The following is a 22,268-nucleotide window of genomic DNA, read 5'->3' as shown; positions in this document are numbered from 1 at the left end:
TCTTTTTTTATCCGCCGGGTGCGGCAAGGGCCCATCGGCGCGGGGCGTGGATCCACCGCGCAGTGCGCGCCATGGCAGAAACCGTGACGCCCCGGCTTGCCGCTGTCACGTCGCAGGCCGCAAGATGCGGACCGGTCCGGGGAGTCCGATTGCATGAGCGTGGTAATGCGAGGAAGGTCTGCGCGGGGATGGGGGCTGGCGGCCATGCTGCTGCTGGCCATCGCCGCGTGCCGTGAATCCGGCAGTGATCCGGCCGCCGCGCCGGCTGAACCTGTCGCTGCGGTACAGGCGATGGCGCAACGGCTGGCCGAGGACGACCTGGTCGGCTATGCAAAGCTGTCGGTGCCCCCCAGCCAGTACCAGCGCCTGCAGCAGGCCTGGGCCGACGGCCACAGCCAGTGGCCGCTGACCGGACTGCCGCTGGGCGACCAGCTGCTGCCGATGCTGGCGGCGCTGCGTGAGCCCGGCGCCAGCGTGCAGCTGCAGCGCAGTTTCGATCGCCAGCTGGCCGGCCAGGCCCGTGCCGTGCGCCAGGCCGCGCAGTCGATGGGTAACTTCGGTGTGCAGTACCTGCGGCACCAGAAGGGCTATACGCCCGGCCAGCAGGCGCACTACATCCAGCTGGTGCAGACCCTGGCCGCCTGGGCGCAGGATGCCCCGATCAGCGACCGCGCCAGAGCCCGCAGCAGCATCGCCGCCCTCGTCGGCGCCGCCGCCCAGGTGGGTTTCCAGGACGATGCCGGTCTGCAGGCCGCAGGCATGGAAGGCAGCCTGCAGCAGCTGGCGCCGTTCATCCACACGCTGAAGGCGGTGCTGGCCAGCTATGGCCTGGGTGTGGACGAGGCGCTGCGCAGCGTGCGCGGTGAGCTGCTGTCGGTGGAGGGCGACAATGCCCTGGTGCGCCTGCAGTACGAGCTCGCCGGCCGCGCGATGACCGTGCAGGTGCCGCTGAGCCGGCGCGAGGGTCACTGGTACCTGACCCGTACCCTGGCCGATACCGATGCCCTGTTGCGGCAGGCCGATGCGGCGCGCGCCGCCGCCGCTCCGGACCCTGTGCCCGCCCCGACAACCGATGGGGAAGCGGCAACGCCATCGGCTAAGCCATAATGACGTCGATGTCGAAACAGAACCCGCTGCCGTTCCCCGGCGAAGAATCCCAGCCGACGCCCGCCGACACGGCGCCGGCGTCCCCCTCGACCGACGCCGGCACGCCGCCGGCGGCGACGCCTGTGCACGCGCGTCCTGCCGGCCGCCGCCCGCTGTGGGCGCGCCTGCTCGGGCGCCTGGTGGAACCCTGGCTGTCGCTGAAGATCGAGCCGGAAGACCCGGGCCAGTACAACGATGGCCGCCCGGTCATGTACGTGCTGGAAGACTACGGCCTGTCCAACGCGCTGATCCTGGACAAGGCCTGCCGCCAGGCTGGCCTGCCCTCGCCGCTGGTACCGTTGGCCGGTGACCCCACCGGCCGCAAGCGCGCCTACCTGGCCCTGTCGCGGCGCAGTTCGAGCAACTCGCTGATTCCCGAGCAGCGCGGCGCCAAGACCCATTCCGATTCGCTGGCCAAGGTCCTGCAGGCCCATCGCGTGCGCGACGACCTGGATGTGCACTTGGTGCCGGTGTCGATCTTCGTCGGCCGCGCCCCGGACAAGCAGAGCGGCTGGTTCGCCGTGCTGTTCTCGGAAAACTGGGCGCTGGTCGGCCGCTTCCGCCGCCTGCTCGGCCTGCTGCTGAACGGCCGCAACACCATCGTCCGCTTCGCACCGCCGATCTCGCTGCGCAGCACGGTCGACGAGGGCCTGGAGCCCGAGCGTACGGTGCGCAAGCTGCAGCGCGTGCTGCGTACCCATTTCCGCCGCATCCGCGAGTCGGTGATCGGTCCTGACCTGTCGACCCGGCGCCTGCTGGTGGACCAGGTGCTGGCCGCCGAGACGGTGCGCGAGGCGATCGCCTCGCAGGCCAAGCGCGACAACAGCAAAACCAGCGATGCCTGGAAGAAGGCGCACGCCTACGCCTGGGAAATCGCCGCGGACTATTCCAGCCCGGTGGTGCGCTCGGCCAGCTTCATGCTCAGCCATGTGTGGAACCGCATCTACGCCGGCGTGCTGGTGCACCACCTGGACAAGTTCAAGGCCGCAGCGCCGGGCCACGAAGTGGTCTACGTGCCCAGCCACCGCAGCCACATGGACTACCTGCTGCTGTCCTACCTGCTGTACGACCGCGGCATCGTGCCGCCGCACATCGTGGCCGGCATCAACCTGAACCTGCCGGTGGTGGGCACCCTGCTGCGCAAGGGCGGTGCGTTCTTCATCCGTCGCTCGATCCGCGGCAACGCGCTGTATTCGGCGGTGCTGAGCGAGTACGTGGCGCAGCTGGTCGCCGGTGGCTATTCCATCGAGTACTTCGTCGAGGGCGGGCGCTCGCGTACCGGCCGGTTGCTGCAGCCCAAGGGCGGCATGATCTCGATGACCCTGCGCGCGTTCCTGCGCCAGCCGCGCAAGCCGGTGCTGTTCCAGCCCATCTACATCGGCTACGAGAAGCTGATGGAAGGCGGCAGCTACCTGGATGAACTGTCCGGGCGGCCCAAGGAGAAGGAATCGATCTGGCAGCTGCTGTGGGGCATCCCCAAGGTGCTCAAGCAGAACTACGGCCAGGTGGTGGTGAACTTCGGCGAACCCATCGCGCTGAACGATGTGCTGGCCGAGAAGGCTCCGGAGTGGGGTGGCGAGGCGGTGTCCGAGGACGAGAAGCCCTCGTGGCTGTCGACCACCGTCGATACCCTGGCCGAGCGCATCCAGGTGCGCATCAACGGCGCGGCCGACGTCAATCCGATCAACCTGCTGGCGCTGGCGCTGCTGTCCACGCCCAAGCATGCGATGGGCGAGGCCGACCTGATCGCGCAGATCGAGCTGTGCAAGACCCTGCTGGTGGAGATGCCGTATTCGGGCCGGGTGACGGTGACCCCGCACTCGCCGGAGCGGATCATCGCCCACGCCGAAGAAATCAACGTCCTCACCCGCATCAAGCACCCGCTGGGCGACGTGCTCAGCGTCAGCGGTGATACCGCGGTGTTGCTGAGCTACTTCCGCAACAACGTGGTGCACCTGTTCACCGCATCGTCGTGGGTGGCCTGCTGCTTCCAGAACAACCGCCGCATGAGCCGCACCGGCCTGGTGCAGCTGGGCCGCACGGTGTACCCGTTCCTGCAGGCCGAACTGTTCCTGCCGTGGACCGAGGACGAGTTCGCCCAGCGCATCGACCAGACCATCGACGTGTTCGTGCGTGAGGGCCTGCTGCAGAACGTCAACGAAGACGACGGCGGCATCCTTGCCCGCAACACCGGGCAGACCGACGAAGTGTTCCGCCTGCGCGCGATCGGTCACTCGCTGCAGCAGGCATTCGAGCGCTACTACATCGCCATTTCGGTGCTGGTGAAGAACGGCCCGGGCACGCTCGGCGCCGCCGAGCTGGAAAGCCTGTGCCAGCAGGCCGCACAGCGCCTGAGCCTGCTCTATGCACCGGCCGCGCCGGAGTTCTTCGACAAGTCGCTGTTCCGCGGCTTCATCCAGAAGCTGCGCGAGCTGCGCCTGGTGTGGCCGGACGAGAACAGCAAGCTGCTGTTCGACGAGCGCCTGGACGCCTGGGCCAAGGATGCCAAGTTCATCCTCGGCCGCGAACTGCGCCACACCATCGAACGGGTCAGCCCGGAAGCGGCGCGCCCGGACGAACCGGCACCGCAGGATTGAACCTGCGGCGCCTGTCGGGCCTGGCCGCGTTGATCGCGGCCGGAGGCCTTGCGGCTACTTCGGCGCAGGCTGCAGAAGCCTGCGTGGACGACAACCTGCCCGGGCGCCTGGCCGATGCGCCGGTGCGCCTGTGTATCGAGGCCGGGCAACCGGTGCGCTACCGCTTGTGGTTGGCCGGCGAGGTGCGCATCAGCGGTGATGAATCCGCCGCTCGCCAGGGTCTTGCCGGTGACTGGTACGGGCACCCGCTGGGTCTGCGCTGTTCCGGTGCCGACAACGTGCGCCGCTGCGACCTGACCGTGGACGGTGAGGCGGCCTGGAGTGCGGAGCTGGCGCTGCCGCGTTGATGCAGGGCCCCATCCACGCATGGCGTGGATCCATAGGCTGCCGCTGTGCCATCGGCGTTCGGGGCGGCGTAGGCCAGTAGATCCACGCCATGCGTGGATGGGCCACCGGTTACGCCGGTTCGTCCGGAATCTGCAGGCTTTCCAGCTTGGTGATGCAGTCCTTCAGCTGCAGCTTGCGCCGCTTCAGGCGCTTGAACTCCAGCTCATCTTCGCCGTTGGCGGCCATGCGCGCGATCTGTTCATCCAGCGACCGGTGCTCGGCGCGCAGGGCGACGAGGTGTTCGACGATTTCGGCGGGGTTGTAGGTGTCCACGGTCTCCGAGCATACACAGCGACGATGACTGCCGGGAGAGGGGAATCCCGACCCCGGGTCCGGGCTGCCACAAGCCGGTAGAATGGCGCCATGTCCGCCGTGATCTCCCTGCCCGATCCCCCGCAGCGCGTTCCGCGCGATCCGCGCGTGGACGGGCTCGGGGCGGACAAGCTGGGCAAGCGCCTGCGCCGCCAGGTCGGCCAGGCCATCGCCGACTTCGGCATGATCGAAGCGGGCGACAAGGTCATGGTCTGCCTGTCCGGCGGCAAGGACAGCTACACCCTGCTGGACCTGCTGCTGCAGCTGCAGAAAAAGGCGCCGGTGCCGTTCGAACTGGTGGCGGTGAACCTGGACCAGAAACAGCCGGGTTTCCCCGCGCACGTCCTGCCGGAGTACCTGGCCGGGCTGGGCGTGCCGTACCAGATCATCGAGCAGGACACGTATTCAGTGGTCAGCCGGGTCATCCCGGAAGGCCGCACGATGTGTTCGCTGTGCTCGCGCCTGCGCCGTGGCGCCCTGTACAACCACGCCAAGGCGCATGGCTTCAGCAAGATCGCACTGGGCCACCATTGCGATGATGTGGTGGCCACGTTCTTCCTGAACCTGTTCCACCACGCCAAGCTGGCCGCCATGCCACCGAAGCTGCTCAGCGACGATGGCCAGCACGTGGTGATCCGCCCGCTGGCGTACGTGCGCGAGCACGACATCGCGCAGTACGCGCAGGCGCGCCGTTTCCCGATCATTCCCTGCACCCTGTGTGGCAGCCAGGAAAACCTGCAGCGTCGGCAGGTCGGCCTGATGCTCAAGCAGTGGGACCAGGACCATCCGGGGCGCATTGAACAGATTGCACGTGCAATGGCCGACGTGCGACCTGCGCAGCTGGCCGATGCCGCCCTGTTCGATTTCATGTCCCTGGGCCGCCGTGGCGATGCGGCGCATGCCGATGCCTGGCCGGCCGACGCAGTTCCCGAGACGCCTGCCGTTTAAGGTCGGGCGCCCTTCTTCTTCAGACACCGGAATTCCATGTTCTTTCGCAACCTGACGTTCTTCCGCTTCCCGACTGCCACTGATTTTTCCGAAGTCGATACCCTGCTGCCGCACGCCCTGCTCAAGCCGGTGGGCGCACTGGAAATGAACTCGCGTGGTTTCATCTCGCCATTCGGCCGCGAAGAGAAGGAAGTGCTCTCGCACCGCATTGCCGAACACCTGTGGCTGACCGTCGGTGGCGAGGACAAGATCCTGCCGGGCGCGGTGGTCAACGACCTGCTCGAGCGCAAGCTGGAGGAGATCGAAGAGAAGGAAGGCCGCCGCCCCGGTGGCCGCGAGCGCAAGCGCATGAAGGACGACCTGCTGCATGAACTGCTGCCGCGCGCCTTCGTGAAGTCCTCGCGCAACGATGCCTTCATCGACCAGCTGCACGGCTATGTGGCGGTGGACACCTCCAGCCGCAAGACCGGCGAATACTTCATGTCCGACATCCGCGGCCTGCTTGGCAGCTTCCCGGCGATGCCGCTGAACGCCGAAGTCGCGCCGCGTTCGATCCTGACCGGCTGGATCGCCGGCGAGCCCCTGCCCACCGGCTTCAGCCTGGGCGAGGAGTGCGAGATGAAGGACCCGGTGGAAGGCGGCGCGGTGGTCAAGTGCCAGCATCAGGAACTGCGCTGCGACGAGATCGACAAGCACCTGGATGCCGGCAAGCAGGTCACCAAGCTGGCCCTGGTGTTCGAGGACAACCTGTCCTTCGTGCTGGGCGACGACCTGATCGTGCGCAAGCTGAAGTTCCTGGACGGCGCGCTGGACCAGCTGGAACATGCCGACGAAGACGGCCGCCGTGCCGAGTTCGACGCCCGCTTCGCCCTGCAGAGTGCGGAGATCCGTCGCCTGTTCCTGCTGCTTGAAGAAGCCTTCAAGCTCAGCAAGGCTGACTGAACAGGCAGGCCGTCGGCCGCCGGTCATCCGGCGGCCTCGCACGGCGCTATGCTGGGACCATGAGCCGTCTGCTGCGCCGCCTGATCTCGCCGGTCCCACCCGCCACCGTGCAGCGCGATACCGTTCGCCTGCGCCTGGAGGATGTCGAGATCGAGATACTGCGCGTGCGTGATCCACGCGCGCGCCGGATCAAGCTCAGCGTCGATGAGCGCGGCGCACGACTGACGTTGCCGCCGCGTGCCAGCCTGGTGATGGGCGAGCGCTTCCTCGAACTGCATCGCGAATGGCTGGGGCTGCAGCTGCGCCACTACCAGGGGCATGGTCTGCCCGCCGCGTTGCAGCCCGGCGTTGAAGGGGTGCTGCCGCTGCGCGGCGAGTTGTTGCCGCTGCGCTGGCAGGAAGGCCGCTACGCACGGCTGGAAATCGACGAACACGGTGCCTGTGTGCAGTGGCCGAGCCGTGGCGGCGATGCGACCCTGCGCCGCCTGCTGCGCGAATTCTATGAAGCACAGACCCGCGCCGATGTCGGCCGCTGGTTGCCGAAGTACCTGCCCGGCCTGCCGCGCGCGCCCAGCCGCCTGCGGTTGAAGGTGATGTCCTCGCAATGGGGCTCGCTGGCCCCCGACGGCAGCATGGCGCTGGACCTGGCACTGGTACTGGGCCGTCCCGCCGCCTTCGAGTACGTGCTGGTGCACGAACTCTGCCACCTGATCCAGGCCAACCACTCGCCCGCGTTCTGGCACGAAGTGGAACAACGCTTCCCCGACTGGCGCGAGCAGCGCGACTATTTCCAGCTGGAAGGGCGACGCCTGAAAGCGATGCTCCGGCAACTGCTGTAGCGCCTGCGCTACAGCAGTTGCCCACGCATTCCTCCTCTACCCCCGCCTTCGGCGCGCCCCTTCAACAGAAGGGGCTCCACTCCATAGAGCCGGCGGCGCAGTCGAGCAAAATCGGCTCTACTGAAGCGCGCACAGCGCGCGACCCGCTTTGCTCCTGCTCTTCCTTTTCTCTTCCGTGGTCAGCACGGAAACCATCCGTGGCCGGGCGGGGTGGGTTGCGCAGGGGCGTGAGCCGCATGGATGCGGCGACCGAGCTTACATGGACGTACTTGCAGCGACCCCTGCGCAATCCACCCCGCCCGGCCAAGCACGGCTTTTGATCTGAACGGCCACCACGAGCGGCTCAGCCGTTGGCCGCAAACCTCATCGACCCGCGCGCAGGGCCGCCGCCTCCGCCCACCGCGCCGCCACGCGCGGCGCAGTGATGCACACCGCCTGATCGGTCACCGTGGTCACCGCCCGCTCCAGCAGCTGGATGTCCGCTTCGTGCTGGCGCGCCACGTGCGGATCCTCGAAAAAGATCGCGCGCTGGCAACGGCCTTCCAGCACGCGGTCGGCAATCTGCGCATCGCCGCCCATCGGCCCGCTCTGGTAGCGCGTCACCCACGCCGCATCCGCTGGCCAGCCGCGGCTCCAGGCCAGCTCGTTCAAGCGCTGGCCGGTGGTGCCGGTGGCGACGCGTTCGCCGAAGCGCGCCAGTACGTCGAAGTGTTCATCGGCGAACGCCAGCATCGCCGGCTTCATCGCATCGTGCGCGATCAACGCCAGCGTCTGCCCTTCGAATGCATGCAGGTCGTTGGCGCCTGTATCGGCAGCCAGGCCAGCATGGATGCGCTCCACCTCGATCCAGTCGCGGGCGGTGGCCACGGTGGAAATGAAAGGCTTGCCGTGGATCACGCACTGGCGCTTGAGCGCGGTCGCCTCGGGGAATACCGAGGAAGGGTCGACTGGATCCATCAGATAGATCGCACCGTCCAGCGTACGCTCGGCGCCCATGCCCACCACTTCGGCCACCAGTTTCATCAAGCCGCCGTCGCGACCGTAGGGATAGCGCTGCAGGCCGTCGTAACCGGCAAGGAAGCCGTTGCGCTGGATCGCGTCGTGGGTGCGGCCGACCGCACACAGTGTCATGCCCAGTTCGCGCAGCCCGGGTTCGCTGGCGCGCAGCCAGCGGAACAGTGCCGCGCGCGCGTCGTGGTGATGGAGACGGTTGGCGGCCAGGCCGATGCGCATCGAAAGCTCCGGGATCGGTAGAAGCGGCAGTGTATGTCGCTATTGGCGGTTTCGGAGGGTTTTACAAATTTCCTCATTGTTGCTGGCAGGGGCGTCGCTAGCGTGGCAGGAGGCCGCACCGCGATGCGGCCATGCCCCTGCCTGCGACATGAGGATGTCCACCGTGAATGTCGCTGGCCCTTTGGCCCGCATCGCCGCCCTGTCGCTGTTGTCGGCGCCGGCCTGGGCCGGACAGTGCGAAGGCCCCATCCTGCTTGCCTATCCCGCTGACCGTGCGCCGTTGTCGTCCAGTCAGGACGACACGCCACAGGGGCTGGTGGCCGCCTATCTGGCGCTGCTGCAGGAACAGGTGCCCACGCTGCGTGCCACACCGGTCGCGGCGACGACGCTGGCCGCTGCCGCGCTGCCTGCAGGGACCCACGCCGTGCTCGGCTGGCCGCGCGCGCAGACGCCGAAAGGCTGGGTGGCCAGCGTGCCCTACCTGCAGGTGCCGCAGGTGATCGTGCGACGCCCCGACGCGCTGCCGATCCACGGCCTGGACGGACTTCACGGTCGCGGCGTGGCCAGCCTCGACACCGTGCCGCTTGCCAGGGTGCTGGAGGAGTCGGGCGCGCATGTGCCGCTGCTGCAGGTGGCGGCATTGGACAAGGCGCTGCAGCTGCTGATCAGCGGCCAGATCGATGCAGTGGTGGGCAACCTGGTGGAAGTGGAAGCGGCGCTGCGCGATCAGCCTGGCGGCGCGCTGGACGTGGCGGCGCCGGCCGGCTTCAGCGACGCACTGGTATTGGCGGCGCTGCCGGCGTGCGCGCACCTGGTGGATCGCTTCAACCAACTGCAGGCGGGCATGACGGAGGAACAGCGCGAGGCATTGCGGGCCCATTGGGTCTCGACATCCCCTCGCCGCGGCCACGTGCCGCCGGTGTCGCCCCTGCGCGGCTTGATCGCAGTGCTGCTGATGCTGCTGACAATGGGCCTGGTGCATGCATTCGGCTACTGGCGGCTGCACCGCGAAGGCCTGCGCAGGCAGGCGCTGGAGCAGCGGCTGCAGGAAGTCACCGCCAACCTGCCGGCGGTGGTGTACCAGGCGCGGCGCAGCAGCACCGGCGAGTACAGCGTTCCCCACATTGCCGGCGATGTGCATGCCCTGTTCGGGATCAGCGTAGATACCGCGCGGGTCGACCATGGAAGCCTGCTGGCAGCAGTCCATCCGCAGGACCGCCGCTCGGTGCTGGCCTGCGTTGATGCCGCCGCGCTGGTGCGTGGGCCCATCGACATCACCTTCCGCACGCGCGGCCCCAACGGCTGGCGCTGGGTACGTTCGCACGGGCGCCCGATTGACTGCAGCGACAGCGGCGTGGACTGGAGCGGATACTGGATGGATGTCACCGAGGCGCGCGCACGTACGCAGGCACTGAACGATGCCCGGCGTGATGCTGAGCAGGATGCTGCCGCCAAGAGCCATTTCCTGGCCACCATGAGCCACGAGATCCGCACGCCGATGAGCACCATGCTGGGAATGCTGGAGCGCTTCGGCGGCGGCGCGCTGGATGCGCGCCAGCGCCAGGTACTGGCGACCATCGATGATGCCGCGCAGATGCTGCGGCAGATCCTTGATGACGTCCTGCACAGCCAACGCCTGCAGTCCGGCCCACAGCCACCGCAGTGCCTGCCCACCGACCTCGCCGGGCTGCTTCGTGCAGTGCAGCGCCTGCTGGTGCCGGTGGCAGCAAGCAAAGGGCTGCATCTGCGCTGCGAGGTGGATCCTGCGCTGCAGCGTGGATCGTTGGCCGATGCGCTGCGCCTGCGCCAGATCCTGTTCAACCTGGCGGGCAATGCGCTGAAATTCACCCTGCACGGTGGGGTGGACCTGCAGGTGCGGGTGCTGCAGCAGCGCGAGCGTGGCCAGCAGCTGCGGCTGCAGGTGAGCGATACCGGCGTGGGCATCAGCCGGGAGCGCCAGCGGGCGGTATTTGCAGCATTTACCCAGGCCGACGCCTCCACCACCCGGCGCTTCGGTGGCAGCGGCCTGGGCCTGGCGATCTGCCGGGACCTGGCGGCATCGATGGGCGGGCAACTGCACCTGTGCAGTACGCCGGGCGTGGGCACCACGGTGTGGCTGGACCTGTACCTGCCGGCCTGCGAGGCGCCATCGGTGGAGCATCGTGATGATGCGGCTGGCCTGCACGAATTGCCGCCGGTACGGGTACTGGTTGCCGAAGACCATCCCACCAACCTGCAGCTGCTGGTGCGACAGCTGCGGGATCTGGGCCTGCAGGTGCATGCCGCAGCCAATGGCGAGCAGGCCTGGCAGGCGTGGCAGACGCAACGGTTCGCGCTGGTCATCACCGACTGCCACATGCCGGGCATGGACGGCTTTGCCCTGGCCCGCGCGATCCGCGCCGATTGCCGTGCCGACGCGGCAAGGGTGCCGATCATCGCGTTGACCGCCAGCGTGCTCGACAGTACCCGTCAGGCCTGCCTCGACGCTGGCATCGATCATTTCATCGCCAAGCCGGTCGACCGCCAGGCACTGCATGCCACCCTGGCCGCAGTGCTGATGCCGCTCGATCTGTCAGTGCGCCAGTAGCCGGGCGATGCTGGCGGCGGCGTCGCGACCTTCGGCCACGGCGGTCACCACCAGGTCGGCACCGCGCACTGCGTCACCACCTGCGAACAGACGGGGATGTGCGGTCTGGAAGGGCAGCTTGCCCTTGCCTCCGGCGAGGATGCGGCCGTTGGCCTGGCCCTCCACGCCATGCTCGGCCAGCCACGACGGCACGCTGGGCGAGAAACCGAACGCGATGATCACCACGTCCGCTTCCAGCAGCGACTCGCTGCCCTCGATCTGCACCGCGTTCTGGCGGCCGTTGGCATCGGGTTCGCCCAGGCGCGTCTCGATGACGGTGACGCCGATCACTTCGTCATCGGCGCCGGCTTCGATCGACAGCGGCTGGCGGTTGAACAGGAAGCGCACGCCTTCCTCGCGCGCGTTGGCCACTTCGCGCGCGCTGCCCGGCATGTTGGCTTCGTCGCGGCGGTAGGCACAGGTGACCTTGGCCGCGCCCAGTCGCACCGCGCTGCGCACGCAGTCCATGCCAGTGTCGCCACCGCCGAGGACCACCACGCGCTTGCCGTTGAGGTCGGGCAGGGCGATCTGGTCTTCCCAGCCGGCGATCGGCCGACCCTGCGGATCATCGCCGCCGACGATGCGGCTGTTCTGCACCAGGAACGGCAATGCCGGCAGGACGCCCTTCAGGTCCTGGCCGTCGAGGCCACCATCGGTGTAGCGGTAGGCGCCGGTACCGACGAACACCGCATCATGTGTGTCCAGCAGCTGCTGCAGGCTGATGTCGCGGCCGATCTCCACGCCGAGGCGGAACTGCACGCCCATGCCTTCAAGCACGTCGCGACGACGACGGATCACGTCCTTGTCCAGCTTGAAACTGGGGATGCCGAACTGCAGCAGGCCACCGACCTGTTCGTAACGGTCGTAGACCACCGCGGTGATGCCGGCATGCGCCAGGCGGTCGGCACAGGCCAGCCCCGCGGGGCCGGCACCGATCACCGCCACCGTGTGGCCGGTGGGCTGCACCGCCGTCATGTCCGGCCGCCAGCCGGTGGCCAGCGCGGTATCGACGATGTACTTCTCCACCGCGCCGATGGTGACCGCACCAAACTCTTCCAGCGTGCAGCTGCCTTCGCACAGGCGATCCTGCGGGCATACCCGGCCACACACTTCCGGCAGCGGGTTGGTGCTGTGGCACAGCGTGGCCGCTTCATGGATGCGGTTCTCCTGCACCAGCTGCAGCCATTGCGGAATGGCGTTGTGCACCGGGCACTTCCAGCTGCAGTACGGGTTGCCGCAGTCCAGGCAGCGGCCGGCCTGGTACTGCGCATCTTCCTTGCCGAACTTTCCGTACAGCTCACCCCAGTCGCCGGAGGTGCGCAGTTCAACCGGGATGCGCTGCGGCATGGTCCGGGGCAGGTCGAGGAACTGGAAGGCGTGCTTGCGGCTCATGGCGGACTCTGTGGATTTCCGGATGCCGGCCAGCGGCCGGCACTACAGCGGTGGGGAAGCCGGTGCGCCCAGTGCATGCGGCGCATCCGTCACGTGCGGTGTGTCACGCCGCGCGGCGCAGGGTTTCGGTCAGCGACTCGATGCTGGCGGCCTTGGGTTTGACCAGCCAGAACTTGCCGATGTAATCGCGGAACTCGTCCATGATCTGCTGCGCCCATATGCTGCCGGTCAATTCGCGATGACGGCCGATCAGGCGGTGCAGATGCTGGCGGTAGTTCTCGAACCCTTCGGCGGAGACGCGATGGATGTCGATCAGCTCGTGGTTGTAGCGGTCGACGAAATCGCGGTCCACGTCCAGCACGTAGGCCAGGCCACCGGTGAAGCCGGCACCGAAGTTCAGGCCGACCTTGCCCAGCACCAGCACCACGCCGTCGGTCATGTACTCGCAGCAGTGATCGCCTGCGCCTTCCACTACCGCCAGTGCGCCGGAGTTGCGCACGGCGAATCGTTCACCGGCACGGCCAGCGGCGAACAGCTCGCCACCGGTTGCGCCATACAGGCAGGTGTTGCCGATGATGGCGGTGCTGCGTGCCTCGAAGCGTGCGCCACGCGGCGGACGCACCACCAGGCGGCCACCGGCCATGCCCTTGCCGACGTAGTCGTTGGCTTCACCCTCCACTTCCAGGTGCAGGCCGCCGACGTTGAAGGCGCCGAAGCTCTGCCCGGCGCTGCCACGGAAGCGCAGTTCCAGCGGCGATTCGGCCATGCCCTGGTTGCCGTGCGCGCGCGCCACGGCGCCGGCCAGGCGGGTGCCGATGCTGCGGTCGGTGTTGTGGATCAGGAAGCGATGCTCGCCACCGCGCTTGTGTTCGATGGCCTCGGCCAGCAGGCCGTCCATCTGCGTGGCCAGGCTGTCGGGAGATTCATACAGGCGCTGTGCGGCGCAGTGGCTGCCCGGGTAACTGGCGTCGGCCAGCAGCCGCGACAGGTCCACGCGCACGTCCTCGCGCGGCGAGACCTCAAGCTGGCGCAGCAGGTCGGTGCGGCCGACGATTTCCTGCAGCGAACGTGCGCCCAGCACCGACAGCCAGCCGCGTACTTCCTCGGCCAGCAGGCGGAAGAAGTTCTCCACGCGCTCGGGCTGGCCGGTGAAGTGGTTCTCGCGCAGGCGTTCGTCCTGGGTGGCCACGCCGGTGGCGCAGTTGTTGAGGTGGCAGATGCGCAGGTACTTGCAGCCCAGCACGATCATCGGCGCGGTGCCGAAGCCGAAGCTGTCCGCGCCCAGCAGCGCTGCCTTGACCACATCCAGGCCGGTCTTCAGGCCGCCATCGGTCTGCAGCAGGGTGCGCCCACGCAGGTCGTTGGCCACCAGCGCCTGGTGCGCCTCGGCGATGCCCAGTTCCCACGGCACGCCGGCGTAGCGGATCGAGCTGACCGGCGAAGCACCGGTACCGCCGTCATGGCCGGAAATGGTGATCAGGTCAGCACCGGCCTTGACCACGCCCGCCGCGATCGTGCCGACGCCGGCATGGCTGACCAGCTTCACCGACACCAGCGCGGTCGGGTTGACCTGCTTGAGGTCGTAGATCAGCTGCGCCAGGTCTTCGATGGAGTAGATGTCGTGGTGCGGCGGCGGCGAGATCAGGCCGATGCCCGGCCTGGCATAGCGCAGGCGTGCGATCAGTTCATTGACCTTGTGCCCGGGCAGCTGGCCGCCTTCGCCGGGCTTGGCGCCCTGCGCAACCTTGATCTGCAGCACTTCGGCGTTGACCAGGTATTCGGCGGTGACGCCGAAGCGGCCTGAGGCCACCTGCTTGATCTTGCTGCGCTTGTCGGTGCCATAGCGCGCCGGGTCTTCGCCACCTTCGCCGGAATTGCTGCGGCCGCCGAGGCGGTTCATCGCAATGGCCAGCGCTTCATGCGCCTCGGGAGAGAGCGCACCGAGGCTGATCGCGGCGGTATCGAAACGCGGGAACAGATCGCTGGCGGGTGCCACTTCGTCCAGCGGTGTCGGCGTCGCCGCCGGCACCAGCTGCAGCAGATCGCGCAGCGCCGACGGCGGGCGCGCATGCACGGCATCGCAGTACTGCTGCCACGCACGCGGGTCACCGCTGCGCGCTGCGCGCTGCAGGGTGGTCACCACGTCCGGGTTGTACATGTGGTACTCGCCGCCGTGCACGTACTTCAGCAGGCCGCCGACATCCACGCCCTGCTGGGCGTCCCAGGCCTGCGCGCACAGTTCGCGCGCGTCGGCATCCAGGCGCGCGAAGCCGGCGCCACCGATGCGCGACGCGGTATCGGGAAAGCACAGGTCCACGACCTCCGGCTCCAGGCCGATGATCTCGAACAGCTGCGCACCGCGGTAGCTGGCCACGGTACAGATGCCCATCTTCGAGATGATCTTGGACAGGCCCTTGTAGATGCCCTTGCGGTAGCGGCGGCCGATCTGCGACTGCTCACCGCCCTTGCTGAGCTTGAGGATGCCGCGTCGGCCGAGGTCGAACAGGGTCTGGTAGGCCAGGTACGGATACACCGCCGTGGCACCGAAGCCGAGCAGGCAGGCCATGTGGTGCGCGTCGCGCGCGGTGCCGGTCTCGACGATCAGGTTGACGTCGCAGCGCAGGCCCAGCCGTGACAGGTGGTGGTGGATGGCGCTGGTGGCCAGCAGCGCATGCACCATCGGCCGCCCGGCCACCGGGTAGCGGTCGGACAGCAGCAGCATCACCATGCCGTCGCGCGCAGCCTGTTCGGCCTCGACGCAGATGCGTTCGATGCCCGCACGCAGGCCCTCCTCTTCGCTGTAGGACAGGTCGAGCAGGCGGTTGGCCTGCACGTACTGGTCCATCTTCAGCAGCTGGCGCAGCTTGCGCTGGCTCAGCACCGGCGAGTTGAGGATGACGTGGTTCACCGTCTCCGGGCCGGCATGGAAGATGTTGGTCTCCTTGCCGAGCTGGGTGGACAGGGACATCGCGCAGTCTTCGCGCAGCGGGTCGATCGGTGGGTTGGTGACCTGCGCGAAGGCCTGGCGGAAATAGTCGTACAGCGGACGGCTGCGCTGGCTGAGCACGGCCATCGGCGTGTCATCGCCCATCGAGCCGGTGGCTTCCTGCTCGGTCTCGGCCAGCGGCCGCAGCACCTGTTCCACTTCCTCGCTGCTTAGCTGGTACAGCTTGTGGTAGCTGCGCAGGGTGCTTTCGTCGAACGGCTCTTCCACCAGCGACGGGTCGATCAGTTCGGTCTGCAGGTAGGTGACGCCCTGCTGCAGCCACTGCTTGTACGGTGCACGGCCGCGGTTGATGCGGTCGATGGCCTCCGAATCGAGCAGGTCACCGCGCTTGAGGTCGATGGCGATCATCTCGCCCGGGCCGAGCTTGCCCTTGCGCACCACGCGCTCGGTCGGTACTTCCCAGACGCCTGCTTCGGAGGCGACCAGGAAGTGACGATCGGCGGTCAGCATCCAGCGCGCCGGGCGCAGGCCATTGCGGTCGAGGGTGCATACCGCGTAGCGGCTGTCGCAGGCGACGATGCCGGCCGGGCCGTCCCACGGTTCGCTGTTGAGGCCGTGGAACTCGTAGAACGCAGCCAGGTCCGGGTCCTTGAATTCCAGCGACTGCGTTGCCGGCGGCACCAGGATGCGCAGGGCCTGGATCAGCTCCATGCCGGCGGACACCATCAGTTCCAGCATGTTGTCCAGGCTCTGCGAATCGGAGCCGTGCATGGAGATGACCGGGTCGAACTCGCCGATGTCGAAACGGGGCGTCTTCCACACCTTGCTGCGCGCCTGTGCCCAGCGCCGGTTGCCTTCGATGGTGTTGATCTCGCCGTTGTGGGCGAGCATCCGGAACGGGTGCGCCAGCGGCCAGCGCGGCAGCGTATTGGTGGAGAAGCGCTGGTGGAACACGATGGCGCTGGAGGCCAGTTCGCGCCGCTGCAGGTCCGGGAAGAAGCGGCTGAGCTTGTCCGGCAGCACCATACCCTTATAGCTGATGGCGTTGGGGCTGAGCGTGGTGACGTAGTAGTCGGCGTGCGCGCGCAGCTGCTGTTCGCTGCGGCGGCGGGCCAGGAACAGGGCCAGGCCGAAGCCGGCGTCATCCTGGCCGACGCCGGCATCGACGAACACCTGCTCGATGCGCGGCAGGGTGTCGCGTGCCAGTTGTCCGCAGACGCTGTCGTCGGTCGGTACCTCGCGCCAGCCGGCCACCTTGCAGCCCACGGCCTCGATCTGCTGCTGCAGCTGTGTGCGGCAGGCCTGTGCGGCGTCGGCATCGTGCGGCAGGAACACCAGGCCCGCAGTGAAGCGCGCGCCGACGGCGATGCCGGCTTCACTGGCCAGCAGTTTCAGGAAGGCATCGGGGCGGCGCAGCAGCAGGCCACAGCCATCGCCGGTGAGCCCATCGGCGGCGACACCACCACGGTGGGTCATGCGCGAGAGCGCAGCGATGGCGGTATCCACCAGCAGGCGCGAAGGCTGGTCGTCGAGCTGGGCGACCATGCCAAATCCACAGGCATCGCGCTCGGAGCGCGGGTCGTAAAGCCCTTGGCGGTTGCGGGGGGCCATCTCTACCTCGATGCAGATTGAAATGAACGGGGACACTCCTGCCCGCTCTGTAGAGCACGCCCTGTACGTCATGGTGGAGTGTGCCGCGCATGGCGCAGCCCGTCGGGAAGCCGCTTGGCGCACGCCCGTACGGCGTTGCTCACCTTGCGCAGGCACTCGCCTGCGCGGCGGCGCGCGCCTTGTCTGGCCGCACGCCAAGTGTCTTCACACTCACCCTGACGCACACGCCGTGCTCTTCCTGGAGCGCATCATGAGGCCACCGGATGCCTCGACTAGATCACAGGTTGCTGCAACGCCGCAATACACGGTTGCAGGCGCAACCAAAGCGCCGGCAGACGCTTGCCGGCGCGGGGTTCCTCAGCCGCAGCGGACGCCGCTTACCACGTCCTTTGCGTCCACTTCGATGTTCAGGCGGTCGCCCAGGAACTCCATCGTGGTGACGTCATTGGGGTGCAGCACGCGCAGCTGCTTGGCCGCGGCATCTTCCTGGGCCTGCTTGCCGAGCGCTTCGGTGTAGGGCTGGCCGACCAGGCTCTGCACCTGGCTGGCATCGCAGTTGCCGACCGGCGGTGCTTCGGTGGCCTTGCCGGCTTCGTCGGCCGGCGCCTTGGCGGCCTCGGCGGCCTGCTGTGCGTGGGCGGTGGCCGAATCCTGCTCATCCAGCGACGGCGCCTGGCAGGCGGTCAGGGCCAGCACGGCCGGCAGCAGCAGGGCGGAGAGGGAACGGGCGCGGATCGGGAACGACATCATGACTCCGGAATGGAAGGGACGGTGAAAGGCCGAGCATAGCGGCGAACCCGCCCTCACGTGTTTGTCTTGCGTTATTGACGTGGCCACGCCGCGCCGATCGGCAGACTGCAGGCATGCCAGCGACCCCCACACCCGAACGCCAGGCCGCGCGCGCCGCCGGCCTGCGCTACGTCGATGACACCCAGCCCGGTTTCAGCCGCGTCCGCGCCGGCAAGGGTTTTTCCTATCGCGATGCCGATGGTCATGCCGTGCGCGATGCCGCCACCCTGCAGCGCATCCGCGCGCTGGCCATTCCACCGGCCTATACCGCCGTGTGGATCTGTGCCCGCGCCGATGGCCACCTGCAGGCCACCGGCCGCGACGCGCGCGGGCGCAAACAGTACCGCTACCACGCCGACTGGGCGGCCGTTCGCGACGCCGGCAAGTTCGACCGCACCATCGCCTTCGGCCAGGCGTTGCCAGCGCTGCGGCGGCGCCTGGGCCGCGACCTCAAGCGCAGCGGTTTCCCGCGCGAGAAGGTGCTGGCGGTGGTGGTCGCGCTGCTGGCCGACACGCTGGTGCGGGTGGGCAATGAAACCTATGCGCAGGAGAACAAGTCGTACGGCCTGACAACGTTGCGCAACCGTCACTTGGACCTGCTTCGGGGTGGCCGGGTGCGCATGCGCTTCCGGGGCAAGTCCGGGCAGTTGCAGGAGGTGGTGGTCGGTGACCGTCGGCTGGGCGCGCTGGTGCGCAGCGTGCAGCAGCTGCCGGGTCAGGCCCTGTTCCAGTACCGCGACGACGCGGGCGAGGTGCAGCCGGTGGATTCGGGCGCGGTCAACGACTACCTGCGCGAGGTGATGGGCGAGGACTTCACCGCCAAGGACTTCCGCACCTGGGGCGGCACGATGGCGGCGGTGCAGGCCTTCGCCGCCACCGAGCTGCCCGAGCCGGCCAGCCAACGCGCGCTGGCCAAGGCGCAACGCGAGGTGGTGTGCCAGGTGGCTGCGCGCTTGGGCAATACGCCAGCGGTATGCCGCAAGGCCTACATCGATCCCTGCGTGTTCGCCGGTTGGGAACGCGGCGAACTGACCGCACTGGCGGGGCTGCGCGGCCCGCGGCAGTGGGAGCAGGCGACACTGAAGGTGCTGCGCCGGGCCCGGCGGCTCAGCCGCAAGGCAGGTCAGCCGCAGTAGATGGCGGTGATGTTGTTGGTGCGGCCGGTTTCGATGGTCAGGCGATCCCCGCCTTCCGTGGCTGCGCCGGCGGCCGGATCGGCAGCGCCGCTGGCGGTGTTGCCGCTGCGCTCGCGGCTGCCGCGGGTTACCTGCACGTGCAGGCTGTCGCTGTCCACGCGCGCACGTTCGATGGTCATGCCCGAAGCGGCCAGGCCGACTGCGCCGCGCACCTTGTCGGTGTGGCACTGGCCTGAAATCACCCCATCGATCGGCTGGACCTGGGCGACCGGACTGCTGCTGCAGGCGGCGAGAGCGAAGCAGACGGCGGCGGTGGCAATGGCATGTTTCATGGGGGGCGTTCCTCGTGTTGTGGCCTGCAGGGTGCGACGACACGTGTGGTGGCGGAATGAATGCCGTGCACGCGATGGACACAGTGCGCTCACTGCCGCCAACAGCCTGCGTGGAGACACTGCACGAGCGGCGTACGCCGCCCCCGGTACTGCGGCGCACGCGCCCCGGTAGTGCCGGCCGCTGGCCGGCAACCCCCATCCTCCCGAGGAGACCTGCATGGCCACCACCAAGAAGACCCCCGCCCGCCGCAAGGCATCGCCGAAGGTACGCAAAGGCACCCAAGCGGCGCCCGCCGCCGCCGAAGCCACCACGTCCGATCGCCCGCGCGTGGTGAAGACCGCCACCCGCAAGGCCGCCGCTTCCGATCCGCGCGCGGCGCGTGTCGCAGCACGGCAGCGGCGCCTGCAGGACCAGGAAAAAGCGAAGGATGTACGCGTAGCGAAGAAGGCGGCAAAAAAGAAGACCGCCACCCAGGCCGGACCGCGCCATCAGCCGGAGAAGATGCCGGCGCAGCAACTGGCCAAGCCCGGCCATGAGCACGCACTGGAACTGGCACCGCGCTTCCTCGCGCCGGATTTCGTCGGCAGCGGCAAGCTGCAAGGGATGCGAGCCATCGTCACCGGTGGTGATTCCGGCATCGGCCGTGCGGTGGCGGTACTGTTCGCCCGCGAAGGCGCCGACGTTGCCGTGCTGCATCTGGATGAAGCCAAGGACGCCGAGTTGACGCGTCAGCACGTGGAAAAAGAGGGCGGCCGCTGCGTGGTGATCGCCGGCGACGTGCGCGACCCGCGCTTCTGCAACAAGGCAGTCAAACAGGTGGCCAAGGCGTTTGGTGGCATCGACATCCTGGTCAACAACGCGGCGTTCCAGCTGCACTGCGAGCGCCTGGAAGACCTGGAAGATGCGCACCTGCAGGAAACCCTGCAGACCAACATCGGCGGTTACATCCAGATGGCACGCGCAGTGCTGCCACACCTGGGCGAGGGCGCCAGCATCATCAACACCGGCTCGGAAACCGGCCTGTTCGGCAGCAAGGCACTGATCGATTACTCGGCTACCAAGGGTGCGATCCATGCGTTCACCAAGGCGCTGGCCAGCCAGTTGCTGCCACGCGGCATCCGGGTCAACTGCGTGGCGCCGGGTCCGGTGTGGACGCCGTTGAACCCGGCCGACAAGCAGGCCAAGGACGTGGCCGAGTTCGGCAAGGACAGTGACATGGGGCGGCCGGCACAGCCCGAAGAACTGTCGCCGGCCTATGTGTTCCTGGCCTCGCCGGCCTGCGCCAGCTACATCAGCGGGGTGATCCTGCCGGTGATGGGCGGGCCGCGCGGCTAGCGCGCGGCGGCGACGCCCTTGGGCGCGGCAGTGTAGAAACCGGCGATGCGCGGTATGAACTGCTGCGGATTGGCGCCGACCAGATTGGTCAGCACGACAACGGCGAGCTCGCGCTCTGGGTAGACGATGAAGGCCGAGCGCGCGCCGCCCATGCCACCCACCTGCAGGTCGGGTGCGGTGTTGAACACCGGCCAGCCTGCGGCCCAGTCGCCGGCACTGCCATCATTGAGGCGTTCCGCCGTCCACATCTGCTGCATCGCGCGCTGCTCCAGCAGGCGTCCCTCCTGCAATGCAACCAACCAGCGCGCGGTGTCATCAGCCGTGGTGAGGATGCCGCCGCCGGCCCACAGGCTGGGCGGCATGTCGTAGAACCAGTGCGACAGGCGCGGCGTTGCATCCTTTGCATCGGTGGCGCGTGGCAGGTAGCTGTACATCGTCGCCGTATCCGGGATCAGGTCGTAGCTGTCGCCGAACGTGGTGCGTGCCATGCGCGCGGTGGAGAACTGGCCGGTGGCCAGGAAGCGTTCGTAGGGCATGCCGGATTGCCGCGCGATGATCCGCGCCAGCAGCAGGTAGTTGGTCTGGTTGTACTGGAAGCGCTCGCCGGCCCTGGCCTCTGCCGGCAGCGCGCGAACCGCCTGCCATGCATCCTGTTCCGAGCCCCCACCCAGCAATCCCTCAGCATCGAGGATGTCGGGCAGGCCGGAAGTGTGGGCGAGCAGCTGGCGCACCCGCACCGCCCGCCAGCTTTCGGGCAGGTCGTCGAGATAGCGCGCGATGGGCGCGACCAGATCCACCCGCCCGTCCTGTGCCAGCTGCGCCAGAGCGACGCCGGTGAAGGATTTGGTGGCCGAGTTGAGCGGGAACCGGGTGCTGCGGGTGGCGACCACGCCGTTCTCGACGTTGGCCAGCCCATAGGTTTCCGACAGCACCACCTGGCCATCCTTGACCACCGCGATCTGCAGGCCCGGGATGCGCTGTTCCTGCATGGTCTGGCGGATGAAACGACGGGTCTGGTCGTTGGCCTGGTCCTGGTTGGCGGAGACGGCGGCGAAGGGCAGCAGGCTGATGATCATGAGCAGGGTTCGTAGCGTCTGGCGAGGCATGCGGGTTCCCGGAGGGCGGAAAGATCGGCGGCGATGACGGCTGCCGCAGGCGACAGGCCATGGGTCGGATGCGCGCCCGGCGTAAAAGGTTTAAGCCGGCTGCGCGCCCTACCGTTCGTCGGCCCATGACTTCCGGGGGGTTGACTACAGGTGTCGTCATGGCAACAGTAGCGACACGTGTAGTCAAGGGAGTGTTGTCATGCGTGGCAAGACCATCGGGGACCAGGAACTGGCCCTGCTGCAGTATGTGGATGAGCAGGCACCGGCCAGCGTCGGCGAGGTCGCCAGCGGCTATGGCGAACCGCGCGGACTGGCCCGGTCCACGGTGTTGACGATGATGGAGCGCCTGCGCGCCAAGGGTTACCTGCAGCGCAGGCAGCAGCAGGGTGTCTACCGTTACCAGCCCACCCGTGGCCCGGAGAGCGTGCTGCAGGGCGCCGTTGCCCAGTTCGTCGACAACACGCTGCAGGGCTCGGTGTCGCCATTCGTGGCGTACCTGTCGCAGCGGCAGAAGGTCAGCGACAACGAACTGGCCGAACTGGAAGCGCTGGTGGCCGAACTGCAATCGCGTCGCCAGGAGGACTGAGCC

17 protein-coding genes are annotated in these 22,268 nt (G+C 68.1%); 10 read left to right on the top strand and 7 right to left on the bottom strand.

Annotated features, from left to right (window positions below; genetic code table 11):
* Positions 1–153 precede the first annotated feature (153 nt).
* Genes BW38_RS01645 through BW38_RS01655 form a run of 3 tightly spaced genes read left to right on the top strand, consistent with a single transcriptional unit; the run spans position 154 to position 4,090 of the window.
* A complete protein-coding gene (locus tag BW38_RS01645; RefSeq protein ID WP_025875426.1) occupies positions 154–1,107 on the top strand; it encodes a hypothetical protein in 954 nt (317 codons plus the stop codon).
* Positions 1,107–3,743: a glycerol-3-phosphate 1-O-acyltransferase PlsB gene (gene plsB / locus BW38_RS01650; RefSeq protein WP_025875424.1), complete on the top strand. Its 2,637-nt coding sequence runs from the start codon at positions 1,107–1,109 to the stop codon at positions 3,741–3,743. Before BW38_RS01645 ends, plsB begins: the two co-directional genes overlap by 1 nt.
* Complete coding sequence (locus BW38_RS01655) at positions 3,740–4,090, top strand: hypothetical protein (protein ID WP_032978415.1); 351 nt, start codon at positions 3,740–3,742, stop codon at positions 4,088–4,090. The genes plsB and BW38_RS01655 overlap by 4 nt, the downstream gene beginning before the upstream one ends.
* Before the next feature lie 109 nt (positions 4,091–4,199).
* On the opposite strand, the gene BW38_RS01660 is transcribed toward BW38_RS01655, so the two are convergent.
* Positions 4,200–4,403, bottom strand: coding sequence for a YdcH family protein (locus BW38_RS01660; protein ID WP_032978412.1), 204 nt, complete (start codon positions 4,401–4,403; stop codon positions 4,200–4,202).
* A gap of 90 nt (positions 4,404–4,493) precedes the next feature.
* Here BW38_RS01660 and ttcA point away from each other — a divergent pair, with 90 nt between their 5' ends.
* Genes ttcA through BW38_RS01675 form a run of 3 tightly spaced genes read left to right on the top strand, consistent with a single transcriptional unit; the run spans position 4,494 to position 7,171 of the window.
* Entirely contained in the window at positions 4,494–5,390 is an 897-nt protein-coding gene (gene ttcA / locus BW38_RS01665) for a tRNA 2-thiocytidine(32) synthetase TtcA (protein WP_032978410.1), read from the top strand.
* 36 nt (positions 5,391–5,426) lie between these two features.
* The gene (locus tag BW38_RS01670) at positions 5,427–6,332 is read left to right on the top strand and encodes a recombination-associated protein RdgC (RefSeq protein ID WP_025875418.1); all 906 of its coding nucleotides are present in this window, start codon (positions 5,427–5,429) and stop codon (positions 6,330–6,332) included.
* A 59-nt stretch (positions 6,333–6,391) separates the two neighbouring features.
* Complete coding sequence (locus BW38_RS01675) at positions 6,392–7,171, top strand: SprT family zinc-dependent metalloprotease (RefSeq protein WP_025875417.1); 780 nt, start codon at positions 6,392–6,394, stop codon at positions 7,169–7,171.
* Between the two features lie 363 nt (positions 7,172–7,534).
* Here the strand turns inward: BW38_RS01675 and BW38_RS01680 are convergent, their stop codons facing one another.
* Complete coding sequence (locus tag BW38_RS01680; RefSeq protein ID WP_032978409.1) at positions 7,535–8,404, bottom strand: methylglyoxal synthase; 870 nt, start codon at positions 8,402–8,404, stop codon at positions 7,535–7,537.
* A 154-nt stretch (positions 8,405–8,558) separates the two neighbouring features.
* Between BW38_RS01680 and BW38_RS01685 the strand changes: the two genes are divergently transcribed.
* Complete coding sequence (locus BW38_RS01685; protein ID WP_152543342.1) at positions 8,559–10,991, top strand: response regulator; 2,433 nt, start codon at positions 8,559–8,561, stop codon at positions 10,989–10,991.
* On the opposite strand, the gene BW38_RS01690 is transcribed toward BW38_RS01685, so the two are convergent.
* The 3 genes from BW38_RS01690 to BW38_RS01700 all read right to left on the bottom strand — a co-directional run bounded on the left by BW38_RS01690 (position 10,977) and on the right by BW38_RS01700 (position 17,727).
* Complete coding sequence (locus BW38_RS01690) at positions 10,977–12,422, bottom strand: FAD-dependent oxidoreductase (protein ID WP_025876048.1); 1,446 nt, start codon at positions 12,420–12,422, stop codon at positions 10,977–10,979. The two genes, BW38_RS01685 and BW38_RS01690, sit on opposite strands and share 15 nt — an antisense overlap.
* 103 nt (positions 12,423–12,525) lie before the next feature.
* Positions 12,526–16,980, bottom strand: coding sequence for a glutamate synthase large subunit (gene gltB, locus BW38_RS01695; RefSeq protein WP_025876046.1), 4,455 nt, complete (start codon positions 16,978–16,980; stop codon positions 12,526–12,528).
* A gap of 357 nt (positions 16,981–17,337) precedes the next feature.
* A complete protein-coding gene (locus tag BW38_RS01700) occupies positions 17,338–17,727 on the bottom strand; it encodes an I78 family peptidase inhibitor (protein WP_025876043.1) in 390 nt (129 codons plus the stop codon).
* Positions 17,728–17,843: 116 nt separating this feature from the next.
* Here BW38_RS01700 and BW38_RS01705 point away from each other — a divergent pair, with 116 nt between their 5' ends.
* A complete protein-coding gene (locus BW38_RS01705) occupies positions 17,844–18,905 on the top strand; it encodes a DNA topoisomerase IB (protein WP_032978407.1) in 1,062 nt (353 codons plus the stop codon).
* On the opposite strand, the gene BW38_RS01710 is transcribed toward BW38_RS01705, so the two are convergent.
* Positions 18,893–19,237 (bottom strand): hypothetical protein, encoded by a 345-nt coding sequence (locus BW38_RS01710; protein ID WP_025876040.1) that lies wholly within the window; start codon positions 19,235–19,237, stop codon positions 18,893–18,895. The two genes, BW38_RS01705 and BW38_RS01710, sit on opposite strands and share 13 nt — an antisense overlap.
* Before the next feature lie 217 nt (positions 19,238–19,454).
* On the opposite strand from BW38_RS01710, the gene BW38_RS01715 reads away from it, so the two are divergent.
* Positions 19,455–20,573: an SDR family oxidoreductase gene (locus tag BW38_RS01715; RefSeq protein WP_032978405.1), complete on the top strand. Its 1,119-nt coding sequence runs from the start codon at positions 19,455–19,457 to the stop codon at positions 20,571–20,573.
* Here BW38_RS01715 and BW38_RS01720 read toward each other — a convergent pair.
* The gene (locus tag BW38_RS01720) at positions 20,570–21,649 is read right to left on the bottom strand and encodes a serine hydrolase domain-containing protein (RefSeq protein ID WP_032978403.1); all 1,080 of its coding nucleotides are present in this window, start codon (positions 21,647–21,649) and stop codon (positions 20,570–20,572) included. The two genes, BW38_RS01715 and BW38_RS01720, sit on opposite strands and share 4 nt — an antisense overlap.
* A 229-nt stretch (positions 21,650–21,878) precedes the next feature.
* Here BW38_RS01720 and BW38_RS01725 point away from each other — a divergent pair, with 229 nt between their 5' ends.
* A complete protein-coding gene (locus BW38_RS01725; protein WP_025876036.1) occupies positions 21,879–22,265 on the top strand; it encodes a BlaI/MecI/CopY family transcriptional regulator in 387 nt (128 codons plus the stop codon).
* The last annotated feature ends 3 nt before the right edge of the window (positions 22,266–22,268 follow it).

This window comes from Stenotrophomonas sp. RIT309, from assembly GCF_000632045.1.
Lineage (GTDB): Bacteria > Pseudomonadota > Gammaproteobacteria > Xanthomonadales > Xanthomonadaceae > Stenotrophomonas > Stenotrophomonas indicatrix.
This window is presented reverse-complemented; position numbering and strand designations above follow the sequence as displayed.